Annotated in this window: 21 protein-coding genes and 1 rRNA gene; 8 read left to right on the forward strand and 14 right to left on the reverse strand. The window is 54.7% G+C overall.

Annotated features, from left to right (window positions below; all coding sequences use genetic code 11):
* Positions 1-145: 145 nt before the first annotated feature.
* Positions 146-261 (forward strand): 5S ribosomal RNA (gene rrf, locus DFO52_RS20685).
* Between the two features lie 99 nt (positions 262-360).
* Here the strand turns inward: rrf and mobB are convergent.
* Both mobB and mobA read right to left on the reverse strand, forming a co-directional pair.
* A complete protein-coding gene (gene mobB, locus DFO52_RS20690) occupies positions 361-864 on the reverse strand; it encodes a molybdopterin-guanine dinucleotide biosynthesis protein MobB (RefSeq protein WP_133551112.1) in 504 nt (167 codons plus the stop codon).
* Positions 861-1,445 carry a molybdenum cofactor guanylyltransferase MobA gene (mobA, locus tag DFO52_RS20695; RefSeq protein WP_133551113.1) on the reverse strand — a complete coding sequence of 195 codons (585 nt, stop codon included), beginning with the start codon at positions 1,443-1,445 and terminating at the stop codon, positions 861-863. Before mobA ends, mobB begins: the two co-directional genes overlap by 4 nt.
* A gap of 68 nt (positions 1,446-1,513) precedes the next feature.
* Between mobA and DFO52_RS20700 the strand changes: the two genes are divergently transcribed.
* The 3 genes from DFO52_RS20700 to dsbA all read left to right on the forward strand — a co-directional run bounded on the left by DFO52_RS20700 (position 1,514) and on the right by dsbA (position 3,496).
* Complete coding sequence (locus tag DFO52_RS20700) at positions 1,514-1,783, forward strand: YihD family protein (RefSeq protein ID WP_008501866.1); 270 nt, start codon at positions 1,514-1,516, stop codon at positions 1,781-1,783.
* A gap of 75 nt (positions 1,784-1,858) precedes the next feature.
* On the forward strand, positions 1,859-2,845 hold the full coding sequence (locus DFO52_RS20705) for a serine/threonine protein kinase (RefSeq protein ID WP_029741466.1): 987 nt from the start codon (positions 1,859-1,861) through the stop codon (positions 2,843-2,845).
* Between the two features lie 27 nt (positions 2,846-2,872).
* On the forward strand, positions 2,873-3,496 hold the full coding sequence (dsbA, locus tag DFO52_RS20710; RefSeq protein ID WP_109846461.1) for a thiol:disulfide interchange protein DsbA: 624 nt from the start codon (positions 2,873-2,875) through the stop codon (positions 3,494-3,496).
* 23 nt (positions 3,497-3,519) lie between these two features.
* Here the strand turns inward: dsbA and DFO52_RS20715 are convergent, their stop codons facing one another.
* Entirely contained in the window at positions 3,520-4,428 is a 909-nt protein-coding gene (locus DFO52_RS20715; protein ID WP_133551114.1) for an acyltransferase, read from the reverse strand.
* 440 nt (positions 4,429-4,868) lie between these two features.
* Here DFO52_RS20715 and polA point away from each other — a divergent pair, with 440 nt between their 5' ends.
* A complete protein-coding gene (polA, locus tag DFO52_RS20720; protein ID WP_133551115.1) occupies positions 4,869-7,661 on the forward strand; it encodes a DNA polymerase I in 2,793 nt (930 codons plus the stop codon).
* Between the two features lie 311 nt (positions 7,662-7,972).
* Here polA and yihA read toward each other — a convergent pair whose 3' ends face one another.
* Complete coding sequence (yihA, locus tag DFO52_RS20725) at positions 7,973-8,602, reverse strand: ribosome biogenesis GTP-binding protein YihA/YsxC (protein WP_023309768.1); 630 nt, start codon at positions 8,600-8,602, stop codon at positions 7,973-7,975.
* Positions 8,603-9,179: 577 nt separating this feature from the next.
* Here yihA and yihI point away from each other — a divergent pair.
* Both yihI and hemN read left to right on the forward strand, forming a co-directional pair.
* Positions 9,180-9,695 carry a Der GTPase-activating protein YihI gene (yihI, locus tag DFO52_RS20730; RefSeq protein ID WP_033146972.1) on the forward strand — a complete coding sequence of 172 codons (516 nt, stop codon included), beginning with the start codon at positions 9,180-9,182 and terminating at the stop codon, positions 9,693-9,695.
* Between the two features lie 188 nt (positions 9,696-9,883).
* The gene (gene hemN / locus DFO52_RS20735) at positions 9,884-11,257 is read left to right on the forward strand and encodes an oxygen-independent coproporphyrinogen III oxidase (RefSeq protein WP_133551116.1); all 1,374 of its coding nucleotides are present in this window, start codon (positions 9,884-9,886) and stop codon (positions 11,255-11,257) included.
* Positions 11,258-11,329: 72 nt separating this feature from the next.
* On the opposite strand, the gene DFO52_RS20740 is transcribed toward hemN, so the two are convergent.
* From DFO52_RS20740 to glnA, 4 genes are all read right to left on the reverse strand, one after another.
* A complete protein-coding gene (locus DFO52_RS20740; RefSeq protein WP_023333898.1) occupies positions 11,330-11,440 on the reverse strand; it encodes a YshB family small membrane protein in 111 nt (36 codons plus the stop codon).
* Between the two features lie 111 nt (positions 11,441-11,551).
* Positions 11,552-12,964: a nitrogen regulation protein NR(I) gene (glnG, locus tag DFO52_RS20745; RefSeq protein WP_023309765.1), complete on the reverse strand. Its 1,413-nt coding sequence runs from the start codon at positions 12,962-12,964 to the stop codon at positions 11,552-11,554.
* 11 nt (positions 12,965-12,975) lie between these two features.
* Complete coding sequence (glnL, locus tag DFO52_RS20750) at positions 12,976-14,025, reverse strand: nitrogen regulation protein NR(II) (RefSeq protein ID WP_008501857.1); 1,050 nt, start codon at positions 14,023-14,025, stop codon at positions 12,976-12,978.
* A gap of 171 nt (positions 14,026-14,196) precedes the next feature.
* The gene (gene glnA / locus DFO52_RS20760; protein WP_023309763.1) at positions 14,197-15,606 is read right to left on the reverse strand and encodes a glutamate--ammonia ligase; all 1,410 of its coding nucleotides are present in this window, start codon (positions 15,604-15,606) and stop codon (positions 14,197-14,199) included.
* A gap of 378 nt (positions 15,607-15,984) precedes the next feature.
* Between glnA and typA the strand changes: the two genes are divergently transcribed.
* Positions 15,985-17,808, forward strand: a complete 1,824-nt coding sequence (gene typA / locus DFO52_RS20765) for a ribosome-dependent GTPase TypA (protein ID WP_029741474.1) — start codon at positions 15,985-15,987, stop codon at positions 17,806-17,808.
* Positions 17,809-17,859: 51 nt separating this feature from the next.
* On the opposite strand, the gene ompL is transcribed toward typA, so the two are convergent.
* The 6 genes from ompL to yihT all read right to left on the reverse strand — a co-directional run bounded on the left by ompL (position 17,860) and on the right by yihT (position 25,689).
* A complete protein-coding gene (gene ompL / locus DFO52_RS20770; protein ID WP_133551117.1) occupies positions 17,860-18,546 on the reverse strand; it encodes a porin OmpL in 687 nt (228 codons plus the stop codon).
* Positions 18,547-18,620: 74 nt separating this feature from the next.
* Entirely contained in the window at positions 18,621-20,045 is a 1,425-nt protein-coding gene (locus tag DFO52_RS20775; protein ID WP_047646935.1) for an MFS transporter, read from the reverse strand.
* 43 nt (positions 20,046-20,088) lie between these two features.
* Positions 20,089-21,471: an MFS transporter gene (locus tag DFO52_RS20780; RefSeq protein ID WP_047646936.1), complete on the reverse strand. Its 1,383-nt coding sequence runs from the start codon at positions 21,469-21,471 to the stop codon at positions 20,089-20,091.
* A gap of 45 nt (positions 21,472-21,516) precedes the next feature.
* On the reverse strand, positions 21,517-23,541 hold the full coding sequence (locus DFO52_RS20785) for an alpha-glucosidase (RefSeq protein ID WP_133551118.1): 2,025 nt from the start codon (positions 23,539-23,541) through the stop codon (positions 21,517-21,519).
* Positions 23,542-23,557: 16 nt separating this feature from the next.
* Complete coding sequence (gene yihS, locus DFO52_RS20790) at positions 23,558-24,799, reverse strand: sulfoquinovose isomerase (RefSeq protein WP_133551119.1); 1,242 nt, start codon at positions 24,797-24,799, stop codon at positions 23,558-23,560.
* A 14-nt stretch (positions 24,800-24,813) separates the two neighbouring features.
* Positions 24,814-25,689, reverse strand: coding sequence for a sulfofructosephosphate aldolase (gene yihT, locus DFO52_RS20795; protein ID WP_133551120.1), 876 nt, complete (start codon positions 25,687-25,689; stop codon positions 24,814-24,816).

The following is a 25,689-nucleotide window of genomic DNA, read 5'->3' on the forward strand; positions in this document are numbered from 1 at the left end:
TGATAGGTCGGGTGTGTAAGCGCAGCGATGCGTTGAGCTAACCGATACTAATGAACCGTGAGGCTTAACCTTACAACGCCGAAGCTGTTTCGGCGAAGAGACAGACAATCAAATTTCAGCTTTGATACAGATTTAACAGAATTTGCCTGGCGGCTTTAGCGCGGTGGTCCCACCTGACCCCATGCCGAACTCAGAAGTGAAACGCCGTAGCGCCGATGGTAGTGTGGGGTCTCCCCATGTGAGAGTAGGGAACTGCCAGGCATCAAATAAGTGAAGAGGCCATCCGAAAGGATGGCCTTTTTGCGTTTCTGAACCAACGAATTTTGTAGGCCGGGTAAGGCAAAGCCAGCACCCGGCAAGTCAGACCGCACTCCACGCCACAATAAAGTCCGCAATCCCATCCACATCATTTAAGTCCAGCACCGGAACCTCAAGCGGCAATACAACATCACTGGCCACCGCAATCACATGCTCATCCAGCGTTAACTCGCTGAAATCATGTCCGGCATCGCTTCTGAACAGCAGGATCTTAGGCACGGCCTCATGCTTAAATCCCTCAACCAGCACCAGATCGAGCGTGGAATGATCCATCCGGCTGACCAGATAAGCGAGATCCAGCGGCGCCTCATCCGGCGTTTCTGTCATCAGCGCCCAGCGTTGAGTACTTGCCACCATCGTTTGCGCTGCACCCGCTTTACGTAACGCATAGCTATCTTTGCCAGGTTTATCGACATCCATATTATGGTGGGTATGCTTAATCAAGCCTGGACGGATACCTCTTGCACAAAGCGCAGGAATGAGCTTTTTCAGCAGCGTGGTTTTCCCGGTCCCACTCCAGGCGGAAATGGCTACAACAGGTATCATCTTTTCTCCTGCATCATCTGCAGATCTTCACGCGTATTCACATTCACAAATGCTGATTTCAAATCGCTAAAATCAACGGGATGGCCGCCAGACTCGCGCATAAAAACCATCACCCTGCGCTCACCCGCAGCCAGATAGGACTGCAGGGCTGGCGCTAGCGATCGGTGCATCAATGCGATAGCAGGATGATCACGCTCGCCGTCATGTACCCAAACCACAGGAGCCGTACCGCGAAGCAGCAACAAACGCTCGACAAGACAGGACGGAATAAACGGAGTATCGCAGGGACAGAAGATGAACCACTCTCCGCAAGACTGTTGCATTACAGAAAGCATCCCGGCCAGCGGTCCCGGGTAATCCTCAAGGATATCCTGGTAAACGGCGTACCCGCTGAGCTGGTAAGTGTCGAGATGCCGGTTAGCACTGATGACCATTGTCGACACCTGGCCTGCGAGCGTATCAGCGACACATTGCCATAAGGGTTTGCCGTTCAGGCGTTGAAGCCCCTTATCTTTCCCCCCCATTCGCGTCGCTCTGCCACCTGCCAGAACGACCCCAATGATTTCCTGGCTAAGATTCACGAATATCGCCTCTTTTATTGTGGGATTGACCCTGCTAACGTGTCACTCTAAATGAAAGGAGCCCCACCATGAAATGTAAACGTCTGAATGAAGTTATTGAACTCCTCCAGCCCGCCTGGCAAAAAGAGCCAGAGCTAAATCTGATGCAATTTTTACAGAAACTGGCGAAAGAGTCAGGTTTTGACGGCGATCTGGCAGACCTTTCTGACGACATCCTGATCTACCACCTTAAAATGCGTGATTCTGCCAAAGATGCTGTTATTCCTGGTATTCAGAAGGATTATGAGGAAGATTTTAAGACTGCATTATTGCGCGCCCGAGGCGTAATTAAAGAGTAAAAGCTTGTAAGCGGCGGCACCGAAATCGCCACAAGATGATATCCTGAATCATTCGTATAATTTCCGGATGATCGGATGAACGACCAGGCTTTTACTTTCCAGACATTACACCCGGACACCATTATGGATGCCCTGTTTGAACAGGATATTCGGGTGGATTCCGGGCTAACACCGTTAAACAGCTACGAAAACCGCGTCTATCAATTTCAGGACGAGGATCGTCAGCGCTTCGTCGTAAAGTTCTATCGCCCTGAACGCTGGTCCGCAGAACAAATTCAGGAAGAGCATCAGTTTGCTCACGATCTGCTGGATGACGATGTTCCCGTTGCCGCACCGCTAAAATTTAATAACCAAACGCTCCTCACGCACGAAGGGTTTTACTACGCTGTGTTCCCGAGCCTGGGGGGGCGCCAGTTTGAAGCGGATAATATCGATCAGATGGAGTGGGTTGCCCGCTATCTTGGGCGCATACACCAGACGGGACGCAAAAAAGCCTTTATTGCCCGCCCGACTATCGGATTTCAGGAATACCTTCTTGAACCGCGGGGAATATTCGAAACGTCTGCCATGATCCCCACTGCGTTAAAGGATGATTTCCTCAACGCCACCGATAAGCTCATTGCTGCCGTTAAAACCTGCTGGCGCGACGATATTTCCGTCCTGCGCCTGCACGGCGATTGTCATGCCGGAAATATCCTCTGGCGTGATGGCCCGCTGTTTGTCGATCTCGATGATGCGCGTATGGGGCCAGCGGTTCAGGACCTGTGGATGCTGCTCAATGGCGATAAAACCGAGCAACGCATGCAGCTTGAAACCATTATTGAAGCTTATGAAGAATTTAGCCCGTTTAATTCAGACGAAATTGCCCTGATTGAGCCTTTACGTGCGATGCGTTTTGTTTATTATCTCGCATGGTTAATCAGGCGTTGGGACGATCCCGCATTTCCCCGGAATTTCCCGTGGCTTACCGGAGAGGATTACTGGCGTAGCCAGATATCTACATTTACTGAGCAGGTCAAGGTTCTTCAGGAACCCCCTCTGCAATTAACGCCGATGTATTAATTGGACACACCCAGGAGAGAGTTAATCATGAAAAAAATTTGGCTGGCGCTGGCAGGTATGATTCTGGCATTTAGCGCTTCTGCTGCGCAGTTTACCGACGGCAAACAGTACACCACGCTGGACAAACCGGTCGCTGGCGAGCCACAGGTTCTGGAGTTCTTCTCGTTCTACTGCCCGCACTGCTATCAGTTCGAGCAGGTTCTGCATGTGTCTGACAACGTGAAGAAAAAGCTGCCGGAAGGCACCAAAATGACCAAGTATCACGTCGAGTTCCTGGGCCCATTGGGTAAAGACCTGACTCAGGCGTGGGCGGTTGCGATGGCACTGGGCGTGGAAGATAAGATCACTGCGCCAATGTTTGAAGCCGTACAGAAAACCCAGACCGTTCAGACTACTGCGGATATCCGTAAAGTGTTCGTTGATGCCGGCGTGAAAGGTGAAGAGTATGACGCTGCATGGAACAGCTTTGTGGTGAAATCACTGGTTGCCCAGCAGGAAAAAGCGGCTGCTGACCTCCAGCTTCAGGGCGTTCCGGCGATGTTTGTTAACGGCAAATACCAGCTGAACATGCAGGGCATGGACACCAGCAGCATGGATATCTTCGTACAGCAGTATGCTGATACCGTAAAATACCTGGTTGAGAAGAAGTAATTTCGCTGATGTAAAAACGCCGGTCACTGACCGGCGTTTTTGTATGAAGATTTAATATTGTCTATCTGTTCGTCTTTCTCTTTCCAGAGCGTATTAAGCCACTGCTGGAAACGACGCTTGAAATTCTTATCGTTAACGTAATCACCGTGCAGCCCGGCATCTATCGGGACCAGATCGACACGCACAACAATGCGCGTAAGTTTGCCGCTGAGCATATCAAAAAACGGCGTCATATCGTTTTCCGGATAGCAGAGCGTGACGTTCAGGAGTTTATCGAACTGTGCTCCCAGCACGTTAAGCGCCATCGCAATACCCGCAGCCTTTGGCGGCAGCAAGTGCTGGTAAGGAGAGCGAGTTTGTTGATGCTTCTCCTCCGTAAATCGGGAGCCTTCAACAAAGTTCACGATGGTCGTAGGATGCGCGCGAAACTTTTCGCAGGAACGGCGCGTGGTCTCCACATCTTTGCCGCGACGCTCGGGATGACGAATTAAATAGCTGCGCGAATAGCGTTTCATAAACGGCATATCAAGCGCCCAGCAGGCCAGCCCGATAAAAGGCACCCAGGCGAGCTGCTGCTTCAGAAAGTATTTGTTCATCGGGATGTGTTTGCGAAAAAGTACGCATAACACCACGATGTCCGCCCAGCTGTGGTGATTGCAGATCAGCAGATACCAGTTTTTCTTGTTAAGACTCTCCAGCCCTTTGATATCCCACTTCAGATGCGGGTTCAGGCACAGCAGGATCGCCAGTCCTTCGCACCAGCAGTACATCATGAAATTACAAAATGCGGACACGGCTCGCCACACCACAGGGACAGGCAGCAGCAGTTTAATAATCCCGGCGATAATGATCGGCACAGAGCAGGCGACAGTCACCAGGATAGTTAAAATGATGCTTAACAGTAATGTTATTGCAGCGAGCAATCTCGACATGATGAGCTTTTTCAAATGGTTAGCTTTAAGTGAGCGGTCGGCTATGCAACGCCGGGCGCTGATTTTACCAGAAAACAGACAAATTAATGGCGCTTTGACGTGATGATTTGGCCGCTTTTACACTGTCGCAGAAGATTTCTCTGTGATTCCGCGCTTAACAAGGCTTATATCCACATAGACTAAATTGCCATCAGGTGACCATATAGAGAAGATCTAATGCGATAACAGCATGATAATTAAGATCTAAAAATTAACTCATATGTATTTTTTACGTCTGTTATTCATATGAAGTGAAAATATGCACAAACTTATCCACAGTTTGATTTTTGCGAGCGATCCTCACGATCGCAAAATCTTTTCCTGTATCTGGCGCTAATACCTGATGTTTTCATCCTTCTGTGGCATCCTTTACCCATAAATTGATTAAAGGCACGGACATTATGGTTCAGATCCCAGAAAACCCTCTTATTCTCGTCGATGGCTCTTCTTACCTGTATCGGGCGTACCATGCGTTTCCTCCTCTGACCAATAGCGCAGGGGAACCTACCGGCGCAATGTACGGCGTGCTGAACATGCTGCGCAGCCTGATCCTTCAGTATCAGCCAACCCATGCGGCTGTAGTCTTTGATGCGAAAGGTAAAACTTTCCGTGATGAGCTGTTTGAGCATTACAAATCTCACCGTCCGCCAATGCCTGACGATCTGCGTGCGCAGATTGAGCCGCTGCACACCATGGTAAAAGCGATGGGGCTGCCGCTGCTGGCCGTCTCTGGCGTTGAGGCTGATGACGTCATCGGCACGCTGGCGCGTGAAGCAGAAAAGATGGGTCGTCCTGTGCTGATCAGCACCGGTGATAAAGATATGGCGCAACTGGTGACGCCAGGTATCACCCTGATTAACACCATGACCAACACCATTCTGGGGCCAGAAGAAGTGGTCACAAAGTATGGCGTGCCGCCCGAGCTGATTATCGACTTCCTCGCGTTGATGGGCGACTCCTCGGATAACATCCCGGGTGTCCCTGGCGTCGGTGAAAAAACCGCGCAGGCGCTGCTTCAGGGGCTGGGCGGTCTGGATACGCTGTACGCGGAATCGGATAAAATCGCCGGGCTCTCCTTCCGTGGCGCAAAAACCATGGCCGGAAAACTGGAAGAGAACAAAGAGGTGGCTTATCTCTCCTATAAGCTGGCCACAATCAAAACCGATGTCGAACTAGAGCTGGGCTGTGAGCAGCTTGAAGTGCAACAGCCTTCCGCTGACGATCTGCTGAGCCTGTTTAAGAAATACGAGTTCAAGCGCTGGACCGCTGACGTTGAAGCCGGTAAATGGCTGCAGGCGAAAGGGGCCAAACCTGCTGCAAAGCCAAAGGAGACGATCGTCGTTGACGCAGAAGAGCAGGCGGAAGAAGAAGCCGTGGCGCTTTCCTTCGACAACTACGAAACCATTCTTGAAGAGTCACAGCTGATCGCCTGGATCGAGAAACTGAAAAAGGCGCCGGTCTTTGCCTTTGATACCGAAACTGACAGTCTTGATAACATCTCAGCCAATATGGTTGGCCTGTCATTTGCGACAGAGCCTGGTATTGCCGCCTACGTCCCTGTGGCGCACGATTACCTGGATGCGCCGGAGCAGATCTCCCGTGAACGCGTGCTTGAGCTGCTGAAGCCGATCCTGGAAGACGAAAAGGCGCTCAAGGTTGGACAAAACCTCAAGTACGACCGCGGTATTTTGCAAAACTACGGCATTGAACTGCGCGGGATTGCCTTCGACACCATGCTTGAATCCTACATTCTGGACAGCGTCGCGGGCCGCCATGATATGGATTCCTTATCTGACCGCTGGCTCAAGCACAAAACGATCACCTTTGAAGAGATTGCCGGTAAAGGGAAAAATCAGCTCACCTTTAACCAGATTGCTCTGGAAGAAGCGGGGCGCTACGCGGCGGAAGACGCAGATGTCACGCTGCAGTTGCACCTGAAGATGTGGCCAAAACTGCAGAAGCATGAAGGTCCGCTGAATGTGTTCCAGCATATCGAGATGCCGCTGGTGCCCGTGCTGTCCCGCATTGAACGCAACGGCGTGAAGATTGACCCAACGGTGCTGCATAACCACTCCGGGGAGCTGGCGCAGCGTTTGACCGAGCTCGAGCAAAAAGCGCATGAGCTTGCAGGCGAGCCGTTTAACCTCTCTTCACCGAAGCAGCTGCAAACCATTCTGTTTGAAAAGCAGGGCATCAAGCCGCTGAAGAAGACCCCAGGCGGCGCGCCGTCAACCTCTGAAGAGGTGCTGGAAGAGCTGGCGCTGGACTACCCGCTGCCAAAAGTGATTCTGCAGTACCGTGGCCTCGCGAAGCTGAAGTCTACCTACACCGACAAGCTCCCGCTGATGATCAACCCGAAAACGGGTCGCGTGCACACGTCGTACCATCAGGCTGTCGCGGCGACCGGTCGTCTCTCATCTACCGATCCCAACCTGCAGAACATCCCGGTACGTAACGAAGAAGGCCGCCGTATTCGCCAGGCTTTCATCGCACCAGAGGATTATCTGATTGTCTCTGCTGACTACTCGCAAATTGAGCTGCGCATTATGGCGCATCTGTCCCGCGACAAAGGCCTGCTGACCGCGTTTGCCGAAGGGAAGGATATCCACCGGGCAACCGCGGCGGAAGTCTTCGGCTTGCCGCTGGACAGCGTGACCAACGAACAGCGCCGCAGTGCTAAGGCGATCAACTTCGGTCTGATTTACGGCATGAGTGCATTTGGTCTTTCGCGCCAGCTCAACATTCCGCGTAAAGAGTCGCAGAAGTATATGGATCTCTACTTCGAGCGTTATCCGGGCGTGCTGGAATATATGGAACGCACCCGCGCGCAGGCGAAGGAAAAAGGTTACGTCGAAACCCTGGATGGCCGCCGTCTCTACTTACCGGACATCAAATCCAGCAACGCGGCGCGTCGCGCTGGCGCAGAGCGTGCGGCGATCAACGCCCCGATGCAGGGTACCGCGGCGGACATTATTAAGCGTGCAATGATCGCCGTTGATGCCTGGCTGGAAGAAGAGAAGCCTCGCGTGAAAATGATCATGCAGGTACACGATGAACTGGTATTTGAAGTGCACAAAGACGACATTGACGCCGTGTCGAAGAAGATCCACGAACTGATGGAAAGCAGCATGACGCTTGACGTACCGTTGCTGGTGGAAGTAGGAAGTGGCGAAAACTGGGATCAGGCTCACTAACGGTTCTTCGCATAACGCGCTTTTTATGTAAGTTTGCAACATAACAACGCGCGTTTTGTGACAATCATTAGAATTCCCTATGTAAAGAATGAAAAAAAACTACAAAAAGTGCTTTTTCTGCAGCACAAAAAGGGGTAGAGTTGTCGGCGTAGGGTACAGAGGTAAGATGTTCTATCTTTCAGACCTTTTACTTCACGTAATCGGATTTGGCTGAATATTTTAGCCGCCCCAGTCAGTAATGACTGGGGCGTTTTTTATTGCGTCAAAGAAAAATTCAGGCAAAAAAAACGCGGCTATCGCCGCGCTCGGTATTACTCTTCTTCCGCTTCCGTCGCGGGTTCCAGCTCGCTAAACCAGGTGTCGAGCTTCTGACGCAGCTTGTCCACGCCCTGCTTTTTCAGGGAGGAGAACGGCTCAACCTGCACATCACCGTTGAACGCCAGCACCGCTTCGCGAACCATATTCACCTGCGCTTTACGCGCGCCGCTCGCCAGCTTATCGGCTTTCGTCAGCAGCACCAGCACGGCGATATCGCTTGCTACAGCCCAGTCGATCATCTGCTGATCCAGATCTTTCAGGGGATGGCGAATATCCATCAGCACCACCAGACCTTTCAGGCACAGGCGTTTTTCCAGGTATTCACCCAGCGCACGCTGCCACTTGATTTTCATCTCTTCCGGTACCTGCGCGTAACCGTAGCCCGGTAAGTCGACCAGGCGTTTGCCCTCAGCGACTTCAAACAGGTTGATCAGCTGGGTACGGCCAGGTGTTTTTGAGGTACGCGCCAGGCTCTTCTGATTGGTCAGCGTATTCAGGGCGCTGGATTTCCCCGCATTGGAGCGGCCAGCAAATGCCACTTCAATACCGGTATCAGAGGGAAGGTGGCGAATATCGGGCGCACTGGTGACAAAATGCGTCTGTTGGTAGTTCCAGGTAGTCACGTGGTCGTCTCCAAAATCGTAATCTGAAGGGGATTATACCCGAATGCAGGCAAAAGGCTTTTCTGATTGCGATGAGCTGTAGGCGAATGCCCCAACCGGTGTGAGAGATCGGCCAGTGATGCTATGGGAGATTTCAGAGAATTCGCAGGCGTCAAAAAAGCCAAACTGTTTTAAATCATAAGCTTATTTCCGGGTAATTGTCTGAAAATTCCTTTTTGTACCGTTTCGTTGCTTGTTAGTTTAACGGAACAAGGTAAAGTGTGCGTCAGGGCGAGGAAGCCAGCAGGATATCGACTTAAGGACAAGGGTCAGGAGCGCCAGGAGGCGAAGACGCAGGATTGTCAGGATGACCAGCGCCTGGAGGCGTTTTAAAAGGAAATGGAACCGTATCACGGATGGTATTAGCCAAGGGATAAACAGGGTTTGTTGTTGGCAAACACGGAAAGTCTGACCCGCTAAGGGTTGTGAGTCAGGAAAAAAGGCGACAGATTGCTCTGTCGCCTTTTTTCTTTGCTTGCTTTCTGCTAGATTTCGCCGCAATTCTATACTGAAGAAAACGACTTAAAGATAAAACATCATGAAAAAACCAACCTCCGCTGCGGGCGCGAAACGCCCTGCAAAAGCACGCCGCAAAACGCGCGAAGAACTGAACCAGGAAGCGCGCGATCGTAAACGCGACAAAAAACATCGCGGTCATACTGCGGGTAGCCGTGCCAACGGTGGTGGTGCAGCGGGTGCTTCTGCAAAAGGCAAACAGCAGAAAGACCCTCGTATCGGCAGTAAAACTCCCATTCCACTGGGCGTGACAGACACCCCGGTCACTAAGCAGCACAAACCAAAGAGCGAGAAACCTATGCTTTCACCGCAGGCTGAGCTGGATTTGCTGGAGAACGATGAGCGCCTGGACGCGCTGCTGGAACGTCTTGAAGAGGGTGAAACCCTGACCGCTGAAGAGCAGTCATGGGTGGATGCCAAACTGGATCGTATCGATGAACTGATGCAGAAGCTGGGCCTGTCATACGACGATGACGAAGATGAAGAAGAAGACGAGAAGCAGGAAGATATGATGCGACTTCTGAAGGGTGGAAACTAACATTTGCACCCGGCAGGCACGATAGTCCTGCTTATAACCCTTCCGGTTATATGTTATCTGGTGTGGTTATTCGTTAAACTACGGCGGTTGTCGCGGCGACAGAAGTGGCTGCGCACCCGAGTGATGGCCCGCAACGGGGTCAGAACGGGCCGCCGTATACGAACGCGACACCAACGGAAGGAGTGAGCATGTCAGCACCAACTATCGACTGGGATTTGGCCCTAATCCAGAAATATAACTATTCCGGGCCGCGTTATACGTCATACCCCACCGCGCTGGAGTTCTCCGATGCCTTCGGCGAGGCTGATTTCCAGCATGCTGTCGCGCGCTATCCTGAGCGTCCGCTGTCGCTCTACGTCCATATTCCGTTCTGCCACAAGCTCTGCTACTTCTGCGGCTGCAATAAAATCGTTACCCGTCAGCAGCACAAAGCCGATCAGTATCTTGATGCCCTCGAACAAGAAATTGTCCATCGCGCACCGCTGTTTGCTGGCCGTCACGTCAGCCAGCTTCACTGGGGCGGCGGCACGCCAACCTATCTGAATAAAGCGCAAATAAGCCGCCTGATGACCCTGCTGCGCGGCAATTTCAGTTTTAACGCCGACGCTGAAATCTCGATCGAAGTCGATCCGCGTGAAATTGAGCTGGATGTACTGGAGCACTTACGCGCCGAAGGCTTCAATCGTCTGAGCATGGGCGTGCAGGATTTCAATAAAGAGGTTCAGCGTCTGGTGAACCGCGAGCAGGACGAAGAGTTTATCTTTGCCTTGCTCAACCACGCGCGTGATATCGGCTTTACATCGACCAATATCGACCTGATTTACGGCCTGCCAAAGCAGACGCCGGAGAGCTTCGCCTTCACCCTGAAGCGCGTGGCCGAACTCAACCCGGACCGCCTGAGCGTCTTTAACTATGCGCACCTGCCGACCCTCTTTGCCGCCCAGCGCAAAATCAAAGATGCCGATCTTCCTTCAGCCCAGCAGAAGCTGGATATTCTGCAGGAAACCATCACCTCGCTGACCGAAACCGGCTATCAGTTTATCGGGATGGATCACTTTGCTCGTCCGGATGACGAGCTGGCGATTGCGCAGCGTGAAGGGGTACTGCACCGTAACTTCCAGGGCTACACGACGCAGGGCGATACCGATTTGCTGGGGATGGGCGTCTCCGCCATCAGTATGATTGGCGACTGTTACGCGCAGAACCAGAAAGAGCTGAAGCGCTACTACCAGCAGGTTGATGAAACGGGCAACGCGCTGAGGCGCGGCATTGCGTTAACGCGCGACGACTGCATCCGTCGCGATGTCATTAAGGCGCTCATCTGCAACTTCCGTCTCGATTTCAGCGACGTTGAGTCGCAGTGGGATCTGCACTTCAGCGATTATTTTGCGGAAGACCTGAAGCTGATTGCACCGCTGGCGAAAGACGGGCTGGTGGATGTGTCGGAGAACGCGATTGAGGTCACGCCGAAAGGGCGTCTGTTGATCCGTAATATTTGCATGTGCTTTGACGCGTATCTGCGCCAGAAAGCGCGACTGCAGCAGTTCTCGCGGGTGATTTAAGGCGCATTGCAAAATGCACAAAACGTAGGCCGGGTAAGGCGAAGCCGCCACCCGGCTTTTACGTTCAACTCGCTAGCTAAACAGCCCAACCAGCGCCGCGCACAGCATAGCCGCAACGGCTGTTTGTGGCGTGTGGCTTTCAGCGGCTCCGCTAGAGAGCATATTCACGATTGTTTCCAGCATGATGTTCACCCCCAATTTCCGGGCACGATCATACAAAACTCATCGGAACAGTAAAGCGCAAAATAACGGCAATTTGCGCTCAATTAATAACCTTTACACAGCGGCGTACGATCACTCCATTCCCAGCTCTTTAAGCTTGCGCGTCAGGGTATTACGTCCCCATCCCAACAGGCGAGCGGCTTCCTGCTTATGACCCTGAGTATGACGAAGCGCGGTAGTTAATAGCGTACGCTCCATCTCTGGCTGAGCTTCAGACAGCAGGTTTTGATGACCGGAACGCAGCGCGCGGTCGGCCCACTGCGCCAGCAGCGTCGCCCAGCTGTCCGGCAGCGCGTGCCCGGTACTGCTTTCAGGTGCGGTCGCTTCAAACAGCTCGGCCGGTAAATCCTGAATCAGCACTTCCTGCCCGGCGGCCATCACGGTTAACCAGCGGCAGGTGTTTTCCAGCTGGCGCACGTTGCCCGGCCACGCCAGACGCGTCAGAGCGGCATCGGTTTCCGGGTGAAGCTGCTTGGCTTCCACACCCAGCTCGCGGGCGGCCACCTGCAGGAAATGGCGCGCCAGGCGGGGAATATCTTCCCGACGCTCACGCAGCGGCGGCAGATGAACGCGGATGACGTTCAGACGGTGGAATAAATCCTCGCGGAATTTTCCTTCCTGCACGCGTTGCTCCAGGTTCTGGTGGGTCGCGGCGATAATACGCACGTCCACCTTCACCGGCGCATAGCCGCCCACGCGATAAAACTGCCCGTCGGCCAGCACGCGCAGCAGGCGGGTCTGGACATCCAGCGGCATATCGCCGATCTCATCCAGGAACAGCGTACCGCCATCGGCCTGTTCGAACCGCCCCTGGCGAATGGTATTGGCGCCGGTAAATGCCCCTTTTTCATGGCCGAACAGTTCGGACTCAATCAAATCCTTCGGGATCGCCGCCATATTCAGGGCGATGAATGGCGCTTTTGCACGTGGGCTATGGCGGTGCAATGCATGCGCCACAAGCTCTTTACCGGTTCCCGACTCACCGTTAATCAATACGCTAATGGACGAGCGGGACAAACGGCCAATAATGCGAAACACGTCCTGCATCGCCGGCGCTTCACCGATGATGTCTGTCGTTGGCCCAAAATCGGGCGCGTGGCGCGGCTGTTGCTGCTCCTGATAATGGCTAATCGCGCGCTCAACCAGCGCCACCGCTTCGTCGATATCAAAGGGTTTGGGCAGGTAATCGAACGCCCCTTGCTGATAGGCGCTCACTGCGGCATCCAGATCGGAGTGCGCGGTCATTATGATGACCGGAAGCATAGGGTGGCGTTGTTTGATCTGCTTTAACAGCGCCAGCCCGTCCATGCCCGGCATGCGAATATCCGAAAGCAGAACATCTGGCGTTTTAGTGGTGAGTGCGTCGAGCACTTCGCTGCCGCTCTCAAACGTCGTGCAGCTTAATCCCGCCCCTGTGAGCGCGCGTTCAAGCACCCAACGGATGGAGCTATCGTCATCGACTACCCAGACTATCCCTCGTTGCATAAACGTCACCTTTATTTTTTAATCGGCAGGAAAACCGAAAACTCGGTATGTCCCGGCCAACTGGTAAATTCAATTTTCCCGGAGTGTTGATCGATCAAACTGCGGGCAATGGATAAGCCCAGGCCGGTTCCGCCTTCGCGACCGCTTACCATCGGGTAGAACAGGGTGTCCTGCAAATGCGATGGAATGCCGGGCCCGTTATCCTCAACGTCGATTCGGGCGGCCAGCCGGTAGCGCACGCCGTGTAACGTGAGCTGGAAGGCGGTACGGGTGCGTAAAATAATCTCGCCGCCTTCAGGTCCCAGCGCCTGCAGGGCATTACGCACAATATTCAACAGGACCTGCTCAATCTGGTCCGGGTCATGGGCCAGTTCCGGCAGGCTTGGGTCGTAATCACGTACCAGCGTGACGTTCTCCGGCAGCTCCATTGAGACGAGCTTCACCACCCGCTCAGCCACTTTATGGATGCTTTCTGTGACGTGCATTCCCGGCTGCTGTGGGCCGAGAAGACGGTCTACCAGATTCCGCAGACGGTCCGCCTGCTCAATGATGACGTTGGTATACTCCGCCAGCGCGGGATCGGGCAGCGCCTTGGTCAGAAGCTGCGCCGCGCCGCGTAATCCACCCAGCGGGTTTTTGATTTCATGTGCCAGACCGCGCACCAGGTCACGGGCGGCAATTTGCTGCGCATGCTGAAGCTGCTCCTGGCTCAGTCGACGCTGATTATCCATCGGCGCCATTTCCAGCAGGATCAGACCTTCGGGAAGACGCTGCGCGGTCAGCGACAGAATGTGCGAGCGCCCGTCGATCACCAGCGTGACTTCGTTATCGGTAAACCCCTGGCCAGCCTGCAAACTTTCCTGCATCAGGCCAATATTCAGCGAAAAATAGCTCAGGAGTTCAGGAAGCGGGGTGCCAAACAGTTTACGTGCGCTTTGGGCGAGCAGCTGCTGCGCGGCCGGGTTGGCGTAATGAACGGCCAGCTCGTCATCGACCAGCAATATGCTGTTAATCAAAGAATTGAGGATCTGCCCAGCATCGGGCAGCGTGCCAGTTGCCATTCAGCAGTCTCCTGGAGTCGTTTGCACTAATTTAGTGCAGTATAGCGTTTTCGGCGTAAAAAGCGCGTGAGATCAGGTTGTTGGTGGAGAAAAAAGCCCATCCGGAGATGGGCTAAAAGTTTCCACGGCAACTACCCCCGGCGCTTATCACGCCGGGTAAAACAACTTTAATTAAACGCTGTAGTACAGCTCGAACTCAACCGGGTGTGGAGTCATACGCACGCGGTCGTTCTCTTCCATACGCAGGGCGATGTAAGCATCGATAGCGTCGTCAGTGAATACGCCACCTGCAGTCAGGAACTCGCGGTCTGCGTCCAGCGCCTGCAGGGCTTCTTCCAGAGAGCCAGCAACCTGTGGGATCTCTTTCGCTTCTTCTGGCGGCAGGTCGTACAGGTTTTTGTCCATCGCTTCGCCCGGATGAATCTTGTTCTTGATACCGTCCAGACCGGCCATCAGCAGTGCTGCGAAGCACAGGTATGGGTTAGCCGCTGGGTCCGGGAAGCGAACTTCGATACGACGCGCTTTAGGAGAAGCCACCACCGGGATACGGATAGAAGCAGAACGGTTACGTGCAGAGTAGGCCAGCATCACTGGCGCTTCGTAGCCCGGGACCAGACGCTTGTAGGAGTTCGTGGTTGGGTTCGCCAGGGCGTTGATCGCTTTAGCGTGTTTGATAACACCACCGATGTAATACAGAGCCTGCTCGGACAGACCGGCATATTTGTCGCCAGAGAACAGGTTGGTACCGTTCTTGGACAGAGACATGTGGCAGTGCATACCGGAACCGTTATCGCCAAACATTGGTTTTGGCATGAAGGTCGCGGTTTTACCGAAACGGTGCGCAACGTTGTGCACAACGTATTTGTAGATCTGAATTTCGTCCGCTTTTTTGGTCATGGTGTTGAAGCGGGTTGCCACTTCGTTCTGACCAGCAGTCGCCACTTCGTGGTGGTGAGCTTCAACAACCAGGCCCATCTCTTCCATCACCAGACACATGGTGGAACGAATGTCCTGTGCAGAGTCGACAGGAGGAACCGGGAAGTAACCGCCTTTCACGCCAGGACGGTGACCTTTGTTACCACCTTCGTATTTGGTGGAGGAGTTCCATGCACCTTCGATGTCGTCGATAGCCACGTGGGAGCCAGAAATAGAAGCACCGAAGCGGATGTCATCGAACAGGAAGAATTCTGGCTCTGGCCCGAACAGAACGGTGTCTGCGATGCCGGTAGAACGCAGGTACTCTTCAGCGCGTTTCGCGATAGAACGTGGGTCGCGGTCGTAGCCCTGCAGCGTGCCTGGCTCAAGGATGTCGCAACGGATGATCAGGGTTGGTTCTTCGAAGAACGGATCAATGACCGCAGTGGTCGCATCTGGCATCAGAACCATGTCGGATTCGTTAATGCCTTTCCAGCCACCAATGGAGGAGCCGTCAAACATTTTGCCTTCTTCAAAGAATTCGGCGTTCACCTGATGAGCAGGGATTGTGACGTGCTGTTCTTTACCTTTGGTATCGGTGAAGCGCAGATCAACAAACTTCACTTCATGTTCGTTCAGCATCGTCAAAACGTGTTCAGCGGACATACTTAACTCTCCAGATTGGTCATTGTCGTCGTGGTAACGAGGTCTTCAATTTCTGTTTGTACTGGCTGGTGCCATGTATTTTTTATAAAGCGAAATCTGTGCCAACTTTTAAAACACCCCAAAAAGGCGTTATCATGCGCACCATAGTGCAAAAGGGCTGCACCACAATGGATTTGTTGCACCAGTATAGTGCTTCAATGTGAACATTGAGCACCATATTGGTGCAATTTACGTTAAAGTGCCCTTTTACCGCTCCGTGAAAGCGATCACAAAGCATCTCTGCAATACTTGTTTGCGGGGGATGTTTGTGATCCTGTTTTGTAGTGCGATTAATCCGTGTACAATAACGCGCTATTTCTAAATGCCTGAGGCAAAGTTGTGATCGAAAATTTGCGTAACATCGCCATCATCGCGCACGTAGACCATGGTAAAACTACCCTGGTTGACAAGCTGCTGCAGCAATCCGGTACGTTTGATGCGCGTGCCGAAACCCAAGAACGCGTGATGGACTCCAACGATTTGGAGAAAGAGCGTGGGATTACCATCCTCGCGAAAAACACCGCGATTAAATGGAATGACTACCGTATCAACATCGTTGATACCCCAGGGCACGCCGACTTCGGTGGTGAAGTTGAACGTGTAATGTCCATGGTAGACTCCGTTCTGCTGGTCGTTGACGCAATGGATGGCCCAATGCCACAGACGCGCTTCGTGACCAAAAAAGCTTTTGCCCATGGTCTGAAGCCAATCGTTGTTATCAACAAAGTTGACCGCCCTGGCGCGCGTCCTGACTGGGTTGTTGACCAGGTCTTCGACCTGTTCGTTAACCTCGACGCGACCGACGAGCAGCTGGACTTCCCTATCGTTTACGCCTCTGCGCTGAACGGTATCGCAGGTCTGGACCACGAAGACATGGCTGAAGACATGACCCCGCTGTATCAGGCGATTGTTGACCGTGTTCCTGCGCCAAACGTCGATCTCGACGGCACCCTGCAGATGCAGATCTCTCAGCTCGACTACAACAACTACGTTGGCGTAATCGGCATTGGTCGTATCAAGCGCGGTAAAGTGAAGCCTAACCAGCAGGTCACTATCATCGATAGCGAAGGCAAAACCCGTAACGGTAAAGTTGGTAAAGTACTGACTCACCTGGGTCTTGAGCGTATCGAGAGCGACATCGCTGAAGCGGGCGACATCATCGCTATCACCGGTCTGGGTGAGCTGAACATCTCCGACACCATCTGCGATCCGCAGAACGTCGAAGCGCTGCCAGCCCTGTCCGTTGATGAACCAACCGTAACCATGTTCTTCAACGTCAACACCTCTCCGTTCTGTGGTAAAGAAGGTAAGTTCGTTACCTCTCGTCAGATCCTTGACCGCCTGAACAAAGAGCTGGTGCACAACGTTGCGCTGCGCGTTGAAGAAACCCCGGATGCAGACGCATTCCGCGTTTCCGGTCGTGGTGAGCTGCACCTGTCTGTTCTGATTGAGAACATGCGTCGTGAAGGTTTCGAAATGGCGGTTTCCCGTCCGAAAGTAATCTTCCGCGAAATCGACGGCCGTAAACAAGAGCCGTTCGAAAACGTAACGCTGGACGTTGAAGAGCAGCACCAGGGTTCTGTGATGCAGGCTCTGGGTGAGCGTAAAGGCGACCTGAAAAACATGAATCCAGACGGCAAAGGCCGCGTACGTCTCGACTACGTGATCCCAAGCCGTGGTCTGATCGGCTTCCGTTCAGAGTTCATGACCATGACCTCCGGTACCGGTCTGCTGTACTCCACCTTCAGCCACTACGACGACGTGCGTCCGGGCGAAGTGGGCCAGCGTAACAACGGCGTGCTGATCTCCAACGGTCAGGGTAAAGCGGTTGCGTTTGCGCTGTTCGGTCTGCAGGATCGCGGTAAGCTGTTCCTGGGTCACGGTGCTGAAGTTTATGAAGGCCAGATCATCGGTATTCACAGTCGTTCTAACGACCTGACCGTAAACTGCCTGACCGGTAAGAAACTGACCAACATGCGTGCGTCCGGTACTGACGAAGCAACGGTTCTGGTTCCACCGATCAAGATGACTCTGGAGCAGGCTCTGGAATTCATCGATGATGACGAACTGGTAGAAGTGACTCCACAGTCAATTCGTATCCGTAAACGTCACCTGACCGAGAACGATCGTAAACGTGCGATGCGCGGTCCGAAAGAAGACTAATACGGCTAAAGCGTATTAAAAAAAGCCGCTGAGAAATCAGCGGCTTTTTTATTAGAACGAATACCGTAACCCTAATCGAATACGGTACTGCTCGCGGTTGTAATCATTCCATCGGTCCAGCCACTGCAGCTCAAGATACGGCAGCCATTTTCTGTCGATCTTATAGCTGAACTTATTGGTAATCTCCCAGTGATGGTCTTTGCCATTTTTGCTGTGGTAATCATTCACCCGCTGGAAAAAGTGCGGTTCAAAGGTGTAGAAAAATGCATCCGTCACTTTGAAATTCCAGTAGTTGGCAAATTCGTGCGTGTCGTTTTTATCCATCTGCCCGTTATAGTCCGGCGTATCGTAATTGTTATGGTTATAGCGATAGCGGAACGTCAGGTTGAATCCGTCCGTAAATTTGTAGTTGGTATCTAAATAAACCGCGCCGCCTGACCCCGCGCTGCTGTCGTTGATTAACCCGCCGGGCTGGAAGGTAAGTTTGGCGGTCGGTTTGAAGAGCGGATACCACCCCTCTATTTCGTTATAGCTGTGCTTGAGCTCATCCCATTTCCCCACGTTATAGGCGTTGGTGAACATCAGCCCCGCGCCCATGTCGAAGTTATACCCCGCGCGCAGGATCACCTCGTGCAGCTCAGAGGCCGTATTGTAGGCTTCACGCGTTTCGACATACGCTCCGGCAAATACCGGGCAGGACACAGACGACACGATCAGTACAGTGATGATTCTTTTCATAATTTGTCCATGTATCAGGTACAGAAAGGCCTCCCTCCTGATTAACAGGAAGGAAAGAATGGCCGGATTTATTGTTATAAAGTGACTGCTGACGCTTTATTGTTGGTGGTTATCTCAGGGGTATTCGCTGATTGTTTTTTCCGTTTTCCAATCTCCTCGATAATAAAGGCGAAGCGCGCTTCGTTGAGTTTATAAAACAGCCCCATGGTCACGGCAGCCACGATCGCCAGGCCGCACGGCCAGAGAAAAATAAGCTGACGTAAGCCCAGCAGCGTGCCCGCGCTCTGCGCGGCATGGGGAACGTAGCCAATCTGGGTCAGCATAATCCCGGGCAGGAAACCAGCGAGCGCCGCAGAGATTTTGCGCGAGAAGGTGTAGCCGGTATAAACCGACCCTTCGGCGCGAATGCCGGTTTTCCACTCGCCGTAATCGACGGTGTCCGGCACCAGCGCCCAGTTGAGGCTATTAACAAACGCCGTGCCGAAAAAGGCCATGCAGGAAAACAGCACGAACAGCAGGGAGCTGGTCCCCCAGAAGAAGTTCAGCACGTCGCCCACCGCCCACAGCGTCAGCCCGCCCAGATAGACCGGTTTCTTGCCAAAGCGCTTCACCGCGCCGGGCACCAGAAACACGCCAATCAGAATGCAGCCCATGCTGAAGAAGCCCATCCACGACAGCAGATGCAGATCGTTCAGCACGTACTGAGTGTAATAGACCTGAATCGCCAGCTTGATGTTAAACGCGGCGAGGGTACACAGGTTGGCGATGCACAGCACCAGCAGCGGCGGATTGCGGAAAATCGCGCAGAACGATTTCAGCATGCCGGGCTTATGATGATCGGGCGTGAGCTCCACGTAGCGTTCTTTCACGCCGCTATAGCACCACCACATGCAGAACAGGCCGCCGGTGACGAATGCCAGCGCGGCCACCAGATAGCCGAGGGAGGGCTGGCTGACGAACAGCGCCTGGATGGGCATGAAGCCGACGGTGCAGAGCAACAGCCCCACCGTTGCGCCACCCTGACGCCACGCCGCAAGCTGCGCGCGCTCGTTCGGGTTTTTGGTGATAGCCGGAACCATCGCGCCGTAGGCGCAGTTCATGAGGCTATAGCAAAGGCCAAACATCATGAAGAGCACGGTGGCGAGGGCCGTTTTCACCGTCAGGCTAAAGTCATTGGCCATAAACTGCGCCGTCGCGACCAGCGCCACCGGGACGGAGGCGTAAAGAATGAATGGCCGGAACTTCCCCCTCGGGCCGATGTTACGCCGGGAGTCCAGCAGCACGCCGGTCAGCATGTCGGTCAACGCGGTAAAAAACTTTGCCACCAGGAAAATGATGCCGCCATAGAACGCAGGCATGCCCAGTTCGTCCGTGTAAAACTTCAGCAAATACAACGTCCCGATACAGAGCATCAGGTTCGAGCCAAAATCGCCCATCCCGTAGGCGCACTTCTCGCGCAGGCTTAACTTCAGGGTTAACGGATCACTGTTATGTGTCATGGTCGATCCTCAGAGCGCCCAGCCGGGCGCTCTATCACGTCATTTATGCCGTACGTTTGCGCAGTTCGATCTCTTCCACGATGCGCACATACATCTTCTCGTTGAGGTTGTAGAAGCAGCCCATCGCCACGATGGTGATAACCGCCAGCAGGCTCGGGTAGATAAATATCAGCTGCCGTAGCCCTTCAACCGTTCCAGCGGATTGCACCACGTTGGGCACATAGCCGATTTGCGTGAGCATGATCCCCGGGAAGAAGCCTGCCAGCGCCTGCGATACTTTCCTGAAGAAGGTAAAGCCGGTGTAGACCGTCCCCTCGGAGCGCACGCCGGTGCGCCACTCGCCGTATTCCACGGTATCGGACACCAGCGCCCAGTTCAGGCTGTTCACAAACGCGGAGCCAAAGAACGCCAGGCAGGAGAACGCCACAAAGCTCACCGAGCCGCCGCCGAAGAAGTAGTTGAGCAGATCGCCCGCCACCCAAATCATCAGCCCGCTGATGTAGACCTTTTTCTTCCCGAAACGCCTTACCGCGCCGGGCATCATAAAGACGCCGATAAAAATACAGCCCATGCTGAAGAAGCCCATGTACGAAAGCAGAATCGGGTCGTTCAGCACGTACTGCGTGTAGTAGACCTGGATGGCAAGCTTGACGTTAAAGGCACCCAGCGTGCACAGGTTAGCGATGCACAGGATAAACAGCGGACGGTTCCCGGCGATGGCGCGAAACGACTGCAGCAGGCCCGGTTTTTGCGCCAGGTTTGCAGGCTGTGTCTCGACGTAACGCTCGGTCACGCCCTTGTAGCACCACCACATAAAGAACAGCCCGAACAGCGAGAAGAGGGTCGCGGCAAAGATGTAACCAAGCTGGTCGTTACCTTCAATCAGGTTCATCACCGGCACAAAGCCGACGGTACAGAGCAGCAGGCCCAGCGTGGCGCCGCCCTGACGCCAGGCGGCCAGCGAGGCGCGCTCGTCCGGGTTTTTGGTAATGGCGGGCACCATCGCGCCGTAGGAGCAGTTCATCATGCTGAAGAACAGGCCGTACAGCATGAACAGCACCGTCGCCATCACCGTTTTACCGGTAATTTCAAACGGTGTGCCGACGAAGTTGGCTATCGCCAGTAAGGTCACCGGGAATGCTGCGTACAGCACGAACGGGCGGAATTTCCCTTTTGGGCCAATCTTGCGCCGGGAGTCGAGCATGATCCCGGTACCCATGTCGGTGAAGGCGGTAAAGAACTTCGCAATCAGGAAGATGATCCCGCCGTAGGTGCCCGGCAGCCCCAGCACGTCGGTGTAGAACTTCAGCAGATAGAGCGTGCCGATATCCAGCAGGATGTTAGAGCCGAGGTCGCCCATCCCGTAGGCGAGTTTTTCTTTAAACGGCAGTCGTAGGGTTGCCGGATCGGAAGTATGTTGACTCATTATTATTCTCCGTCTGCCCGCAGGTTTCCCCGCGGGCGAGCCTTATCAGATATGACGTAAGGTGCTAAACAGATCTGCCCAGTCGCTGTGCTGGCGATAGAACACCGGCGGCTTGCCGAGCGGGGCATCAACGGTCACGTCACCGCCCTGGCAGATTTCCCCGGTCCACGCGTTGACCCAGCTGTCCTGCGGCAGATAGAGCGTCCAGTCGCGGCGGCCCTCTTCATGAACCGGTGCCACCAGCAGGTCGCGGCCAAACAGATACTGGTATTTCAGCGTGTAGGCGCGCGCGTCGTCTTCGTAGTGCAGGAACAGCGGGCGCATCACCGGCAGGCCGCTTTTCGCGTTCTGCGCGACGGCGGCTTTGATGTACGGCTTCAGGGTGGTGAAGACGGTGGTCATGCGTGCGAAGTGCGCGATGGTTTCCGCGTCACCGTCGAACTGCCAGTTATCGCCCGGACGATTACCCTCATGGGTACGCATCATCGGCGTAAAGGCGCTGAAGTCGCACCAGCGCAGCAGCAGCTCTTTGCTGCGCTTCATCTCAAAGAGCGTCGTATAGCCGCCGATGTCGCTGTGGTGCAGGCCGTGCCCGGTCATCGCCAGCGAAAGGGCCGCAGGAACGACGGACGCCAGACCGTCGTCCAGGCTCCAGTCGACGTTCTGATCCCCCGCCCACATCATCATCGAGTGCTTCTGGCTGCCGGTGTAGCCCGCGCGCATGAAGAACAGGATCTCGCCGAGCTTGCCGGTCTCTTCAAGCGCCTCGTAGTTACACTTCGCCCACAGGGCAGGCCAGGCGTTATGCATGATCTCGGCGCTGACGCCGTTGTGCAGGAAGGTGTCGGTCGGCAGATATTCTCCGAAGTCGGCCATCCAGCCGCCGCAGCCCAGCGCGATCAGGTTCTTTTTAATGACCTCTTTGTACCAGCCGTAGGCTTCCGGGTTGGTCAGGTCAATAACGCCCGCGTAGAACTCGCCGAACTCGACGTGGTAGTCCTTGCCGTCGGCGTCTTTGGTCAGATAGCCGCGCGTTGCCGCCTCTTCGCAGAGATCTTTATCGCTGGCGACGTACGGGTTGATATAGGAGAGTAACTGCACGCCTTCCTGTTTCCACCGCGCAATACGCTCGTCAAGCTGAGGATAAAGCTCGCTGTTCCACTTCCAGTTCCACATCACGCGTTTACCAAAGGAGGTCATACGAATGCCGGACCAGTCCTGAGCCCAGATGCCGTTCACCTTCACACCGCCCTGGCGCATTGCGTCGAGCTTCTGCTGACACACCTCGGTGCCGCCCTGTATACCCAGCGTCACGCCGTCGTAAACCCAGTCCGGCAGTTCAGGCTGACGTCCCAGCAGGCCGGTGAGTTTTTCCAGAAGATCGACGTAAGTTTTTGCACATTCGAAGCGCAGCGTGGCGTTATCTTCCCAGAATGCCAGCTCGTGGAAGTCCGGCGCGCTGAAGTCGAAGTTCATGTAGCAGCTGTTGTCCACGTGGCAGTAGTATTTCTGGGTGCTCACGAAGGTGGGCTGCGGGAAGAAGGTCCAGTAGTCGCCGCCGCCCGCGTTCTCTTTGCAGTCGGCCTGCCAGGTTACGTAGGTCTGCTTATTGCGGCCCACGCCCTGCTCGCTGGTCCACAGCGGGAACGGCTTGCCGCGCAGATCGAAGTACGAGAACTGCTCGCCGCAGCCGTAGATATGATCTTCCGGCTCCGCCGCCAGCCGCAGCCAGATGCGGTTATGGCCGGGAGCATCGTTTTTAAGCTTCAGCTCAAGACGGCCATCCGCATCGACGCCTACCAGCAGCGTCGCGCTCACCGCATCGCCGCGGGTAAAGCGGATCGCCCAGCCCGCGCTTTGCTGCGTGACGGTCGCGTCCGTCAGGGCAATCTTTTCGTCGAGCTTGTCTTTAATGCTGAAATTGCCGCGAAACATCTCGATATCCGCCTCACCTGCGCCGATCCACAGGCAGGGAGCATCCGCGGTGTGGGATAAAATCAGGCGGTTTTCCCAGCTAAGAGTGAAACTATTTTCATTATTTTTCAGATTTATATTGTGTAGGGTACGCATAAAAACTCCGTCTTAATTATTTGGCCAGGCTGTCCAGCAGACCAGCGGCTACGGCAGGCGCTAAGCCCGGTGCCAGCGGCAGGCGGGGGATCACCAGGCAGTGCAGCAGATGGTAAATATCCTGCTTGCCGTCCCAGACTTTGGTGGTTACTTCGTTATTGGTGTCCAGCTCCTGCCACCAGGAACCGTTCTCGTAGTCCATCAGGTACGTGATGCAGTAATCCCACCATTTCTGATACCAGGCTTCGTACTGCGCTTCGCCGGTCACGGTGTAGAGCGCATATGCCGTACCCATCGCCTCGACGATCGGCCAGCGCACGCGTTCACGTACGATTGGCTTGCCGTCCCAGTCCACGGAGTAGACAAATCCATCCGCCCCGTCGGGTGCCCAGGCGTCGCGGAGGGTGGCGTGGAACAGCCCTTTCGCGTCTTCAAGCAGCCACTCCGGCGGGGTCTCAAAGCGGGCTTCCAGCGCGGTGCGGAGGTGCAGCATCAGACGGCCCCACTCGATCCAGTGCCCCGGCGTGCCGCCGTATGCGCGGAAGCGGTGGGCGGGGTTATCGATGTTGTAGTCGCGGATTGGGTTCCAGTTTGCATCGAAATGCTCGTTAACGCGATACTCCCCTTTGCGCGCCACGTCGTGAATAATCACCGAGGCGATGCGCAGGGCGCGGTCGAGCCATTTCCGGTCGTGGGTCACGTCATAGACGATCAGGAAGGCCTCCACGGCGTGCATGTTGGCGTTGCCGCCGCGGTAATCTTCCGTTTTGCTAAACGCCTCATCCCAGGATTCCAGGCACATTTGTTCCTGCTCGCTCCAGAAGTAGCGCTCAATCACCTCGATGGCATCGTCCAGCAGCCTGCGCGCCTCCGGGTGGCCGGTGGTGACAGCGCTCGCCGCGCCCAGCAGCACGAAGAAGTGCTGATAGCCCTGCTTGGAGGCATCCATCACGCCCTCATCGTTAACGCAGGCGTACCAGCCGCCGTGCCGTTTGTCGCGCAGCGGGCCGTTAAGGGCATTGATGCCGTGCTCGACCAGGGCATACGCGCTGGGGCGGCCCATGTTTGCCGCCACCGCGTATACGTGCAGCATGCGGGCGGTGATCCACAGATGGGTGCCCATATCGCTGCGCACCTGGCCGTTATTGCCCAGCCAGCCAAAGCCGGTCGGTACGGCGGCGTTTTTACCGAAATCGAGAATGCGGTCGGTCTCTTGTTCGAGCCAGCGGTTATGGCTCAGGGTGTTAAACCATTTCATGTTCATGTCCTTTCTTAACGGCGAGCCATCATTTCGTCGACGATTTCACCCAGACGCTGCAGTTTTGGTACAGCAATATCGCGGAGCATCAGCTCGGTGTCCGGCAGGCCAATCACCGATGACCAGACGGCGCGACCGGCTAAAAAGCCCGATGCACCCGCCTGCATCGCCACGTTCACGGCGCGCGGGAATAATTTATCGTCCACGCCGGAAGAGAGGATCACCCACGGCATGGCGATGTTCTCGTTCAGCTTCTGCGAGGCCGCCAGCAGCGCCTGCTGCGTGCCTTTTCCAAACAGCGGCATCTCCACTTTGTAGAGGTCGGCGCCGCTGTCGCCCAGCTCTTTGGCCGCGTCGATAATCGCCTGCTCGCGGTCAAACGCGGCGCCGCGACGCGGCGGACGTACAACCGGCTCGATAATGCTCAGCAGCCCGTTGTCGTGGCACAGCGTGTTAAACGCCTTCACCATCTCCAGACGCTGCTGCGGATCTTCATCGCTGCGCCACAGCACCAGCAGCTTCAGCGCCTTGCCGCCATCGCGTTTGATCGCCTGTGCATCGATGTTTTTGTCGATCACCACGCTGTCGACCGGAATACCGTTCCCCGGAATAAACTCGTCGGCCGCCACAATCATCGCGCAGCTTTTGGCCACGGCCTGCTGCTCCACAATCTGGCGATAGCAGAACTGCTGGTCGACGAGAATGGCAGAGGCGTACGGCGACAGAATTTTCGCCGCATTGACCTTAAAATCCGTCAGATGCTGGTCGGTTACCGGCTCCGGCGCGCCTGCTGCCGCAAACATCAGGCGCATCGCTTCGCGCTGGTCCACGGCCAGCATCGCAAATCCGCCGGAAGGTCGGGTAATATCTTTCAGGGTGTACATCGTCAT

It is taken from the genome of Enterobacter sp. AG326 (assembly GCF_004362415.1).
Lineage (GTDB): Bacteria > Pseudomonadota > Gammaproteobacteria > Enterobacterales > Enterobacteriaceae > Enterobacter > Enterobacter asburiae.

Bases quoted from the DNA above. Each gene is read 5' to 3' on its own strand.
- mobB (WP_133551112.1), bottom strand. From the start codon at position 864: ATGATACCTGTTGTAGCCATTTCCGCCTGGAGTGGGACCGGGAAAACC.
- DFO52_RS20700 (WP_008501866.1), top strand. From the start codon at position 1,514: ATGAAATGTAAACGTCTGAATGAAGTTATTGAACTCCTCCAGCCCGCC.
- DFO52_RS20705 (WP_029741466.1), top strand. From the start codon at position 1,859: ATGAACGACCAGGCTTTTACTTTCCAGACATTACACCCGGACACCATT.
- dsbA (WP_109846461.1), top strand. From the start codon at position 2,873: ATGAAAAAAATTTGGCTGGCGCTGGCAGGTATGATTCTGGCATTTAGC.
- DFO52_RS20715 (WP_133551114.1), bottom strand. From the start codon at position 4,428: ATGTCGAGATTGCTCGCTGCAATAACATTACTGTTAAGCATCATTTTA.
- polA (WP_133551115.1), top strand. From the start codon at position 4,869: ATGGTTCAGATCCCAGAAAACCCTCTTATTCTCGTCGATGGCTCTTCT.
- yihI (WP_033146972.1), top strand. From the start codon at position 9,180: ATGAAAAAACCAACCTCCGCTGCGGGCGCGAAACGCCCTGCAAAAGCA.
- hemN (WP_133551116.1), top strand. From the start codon at position 9,884: ATGTCAGCACCAACTATCGACTGGGATTTGGCCCTAATCCAGAAATAT.
- DFO52_RS20740 (WP_023333898.1), bottom strand. From the start codon at position 11,440: ATGCTGGAAACAATCGTGAATATGCTCTCTAGCGGAGCCGCTGAAAGC.
- glnG (WP_023309765.1), bottom strand. From the start codon at position 12,964: ATGCAACGAGGGATAGTCTGGGTAGTCGATGACGATAGCTCCATCCGT.
- glnL (WP_008501857.1), bottom strand. From the start codon at position 14,025: ATGGCAACTGGCACGCTGCCCGATGCTGGGCAGATCCTCAATTCTTTG.
- glnA (WP_023309763.1), bottom strand. From the start codon at position 15,606: ATGTCCGCTGAACACGTTTTGACGATGCTGAACGAACATGAAGTGAAG.
- ompL (WP_133551117.1), bottom strand. From the start codon at position 18,546: ATGAAAAGAATCATCACTGTACTGATCGTGTCGTCTGTGTCCTGCCCG.
- DFO52_RS20775 (WP_047646935.1), bottom strand. From the start codon at position 20,045: ATGACACATAACAGTGATCCGTTAACCCTGAAGTTAAGCCTGCGCGAG.
- DFO52_RS20780 (WP_047646936.1), bottom strand. From the start codon at position 21,471: ATGAGTCAACATACTTCCGATCCGGCAACCCTACGACTGCCGTTTAAA.
- DFO52_RS20785 (WP_133551118.1), bottom strand. From the start codon at position 23,541: ATGCGTACCCTACACAATATAAATCTGAAAAATAATGAAAATAGTTTC.
- yihS (WP_133551119.1), bottom strand. From the start codon at position 24,799: ATGAAATGGTTTAACACCCTGAGCCATAACCGCTGGCTCGAACAAGAG.
- yihT (WP_133551120.1), bottom strand. From the start codon at position 25,689: ATGACGATGTACACCCTGAAAGATATTACCCGACCTTCCGGCGGATTT.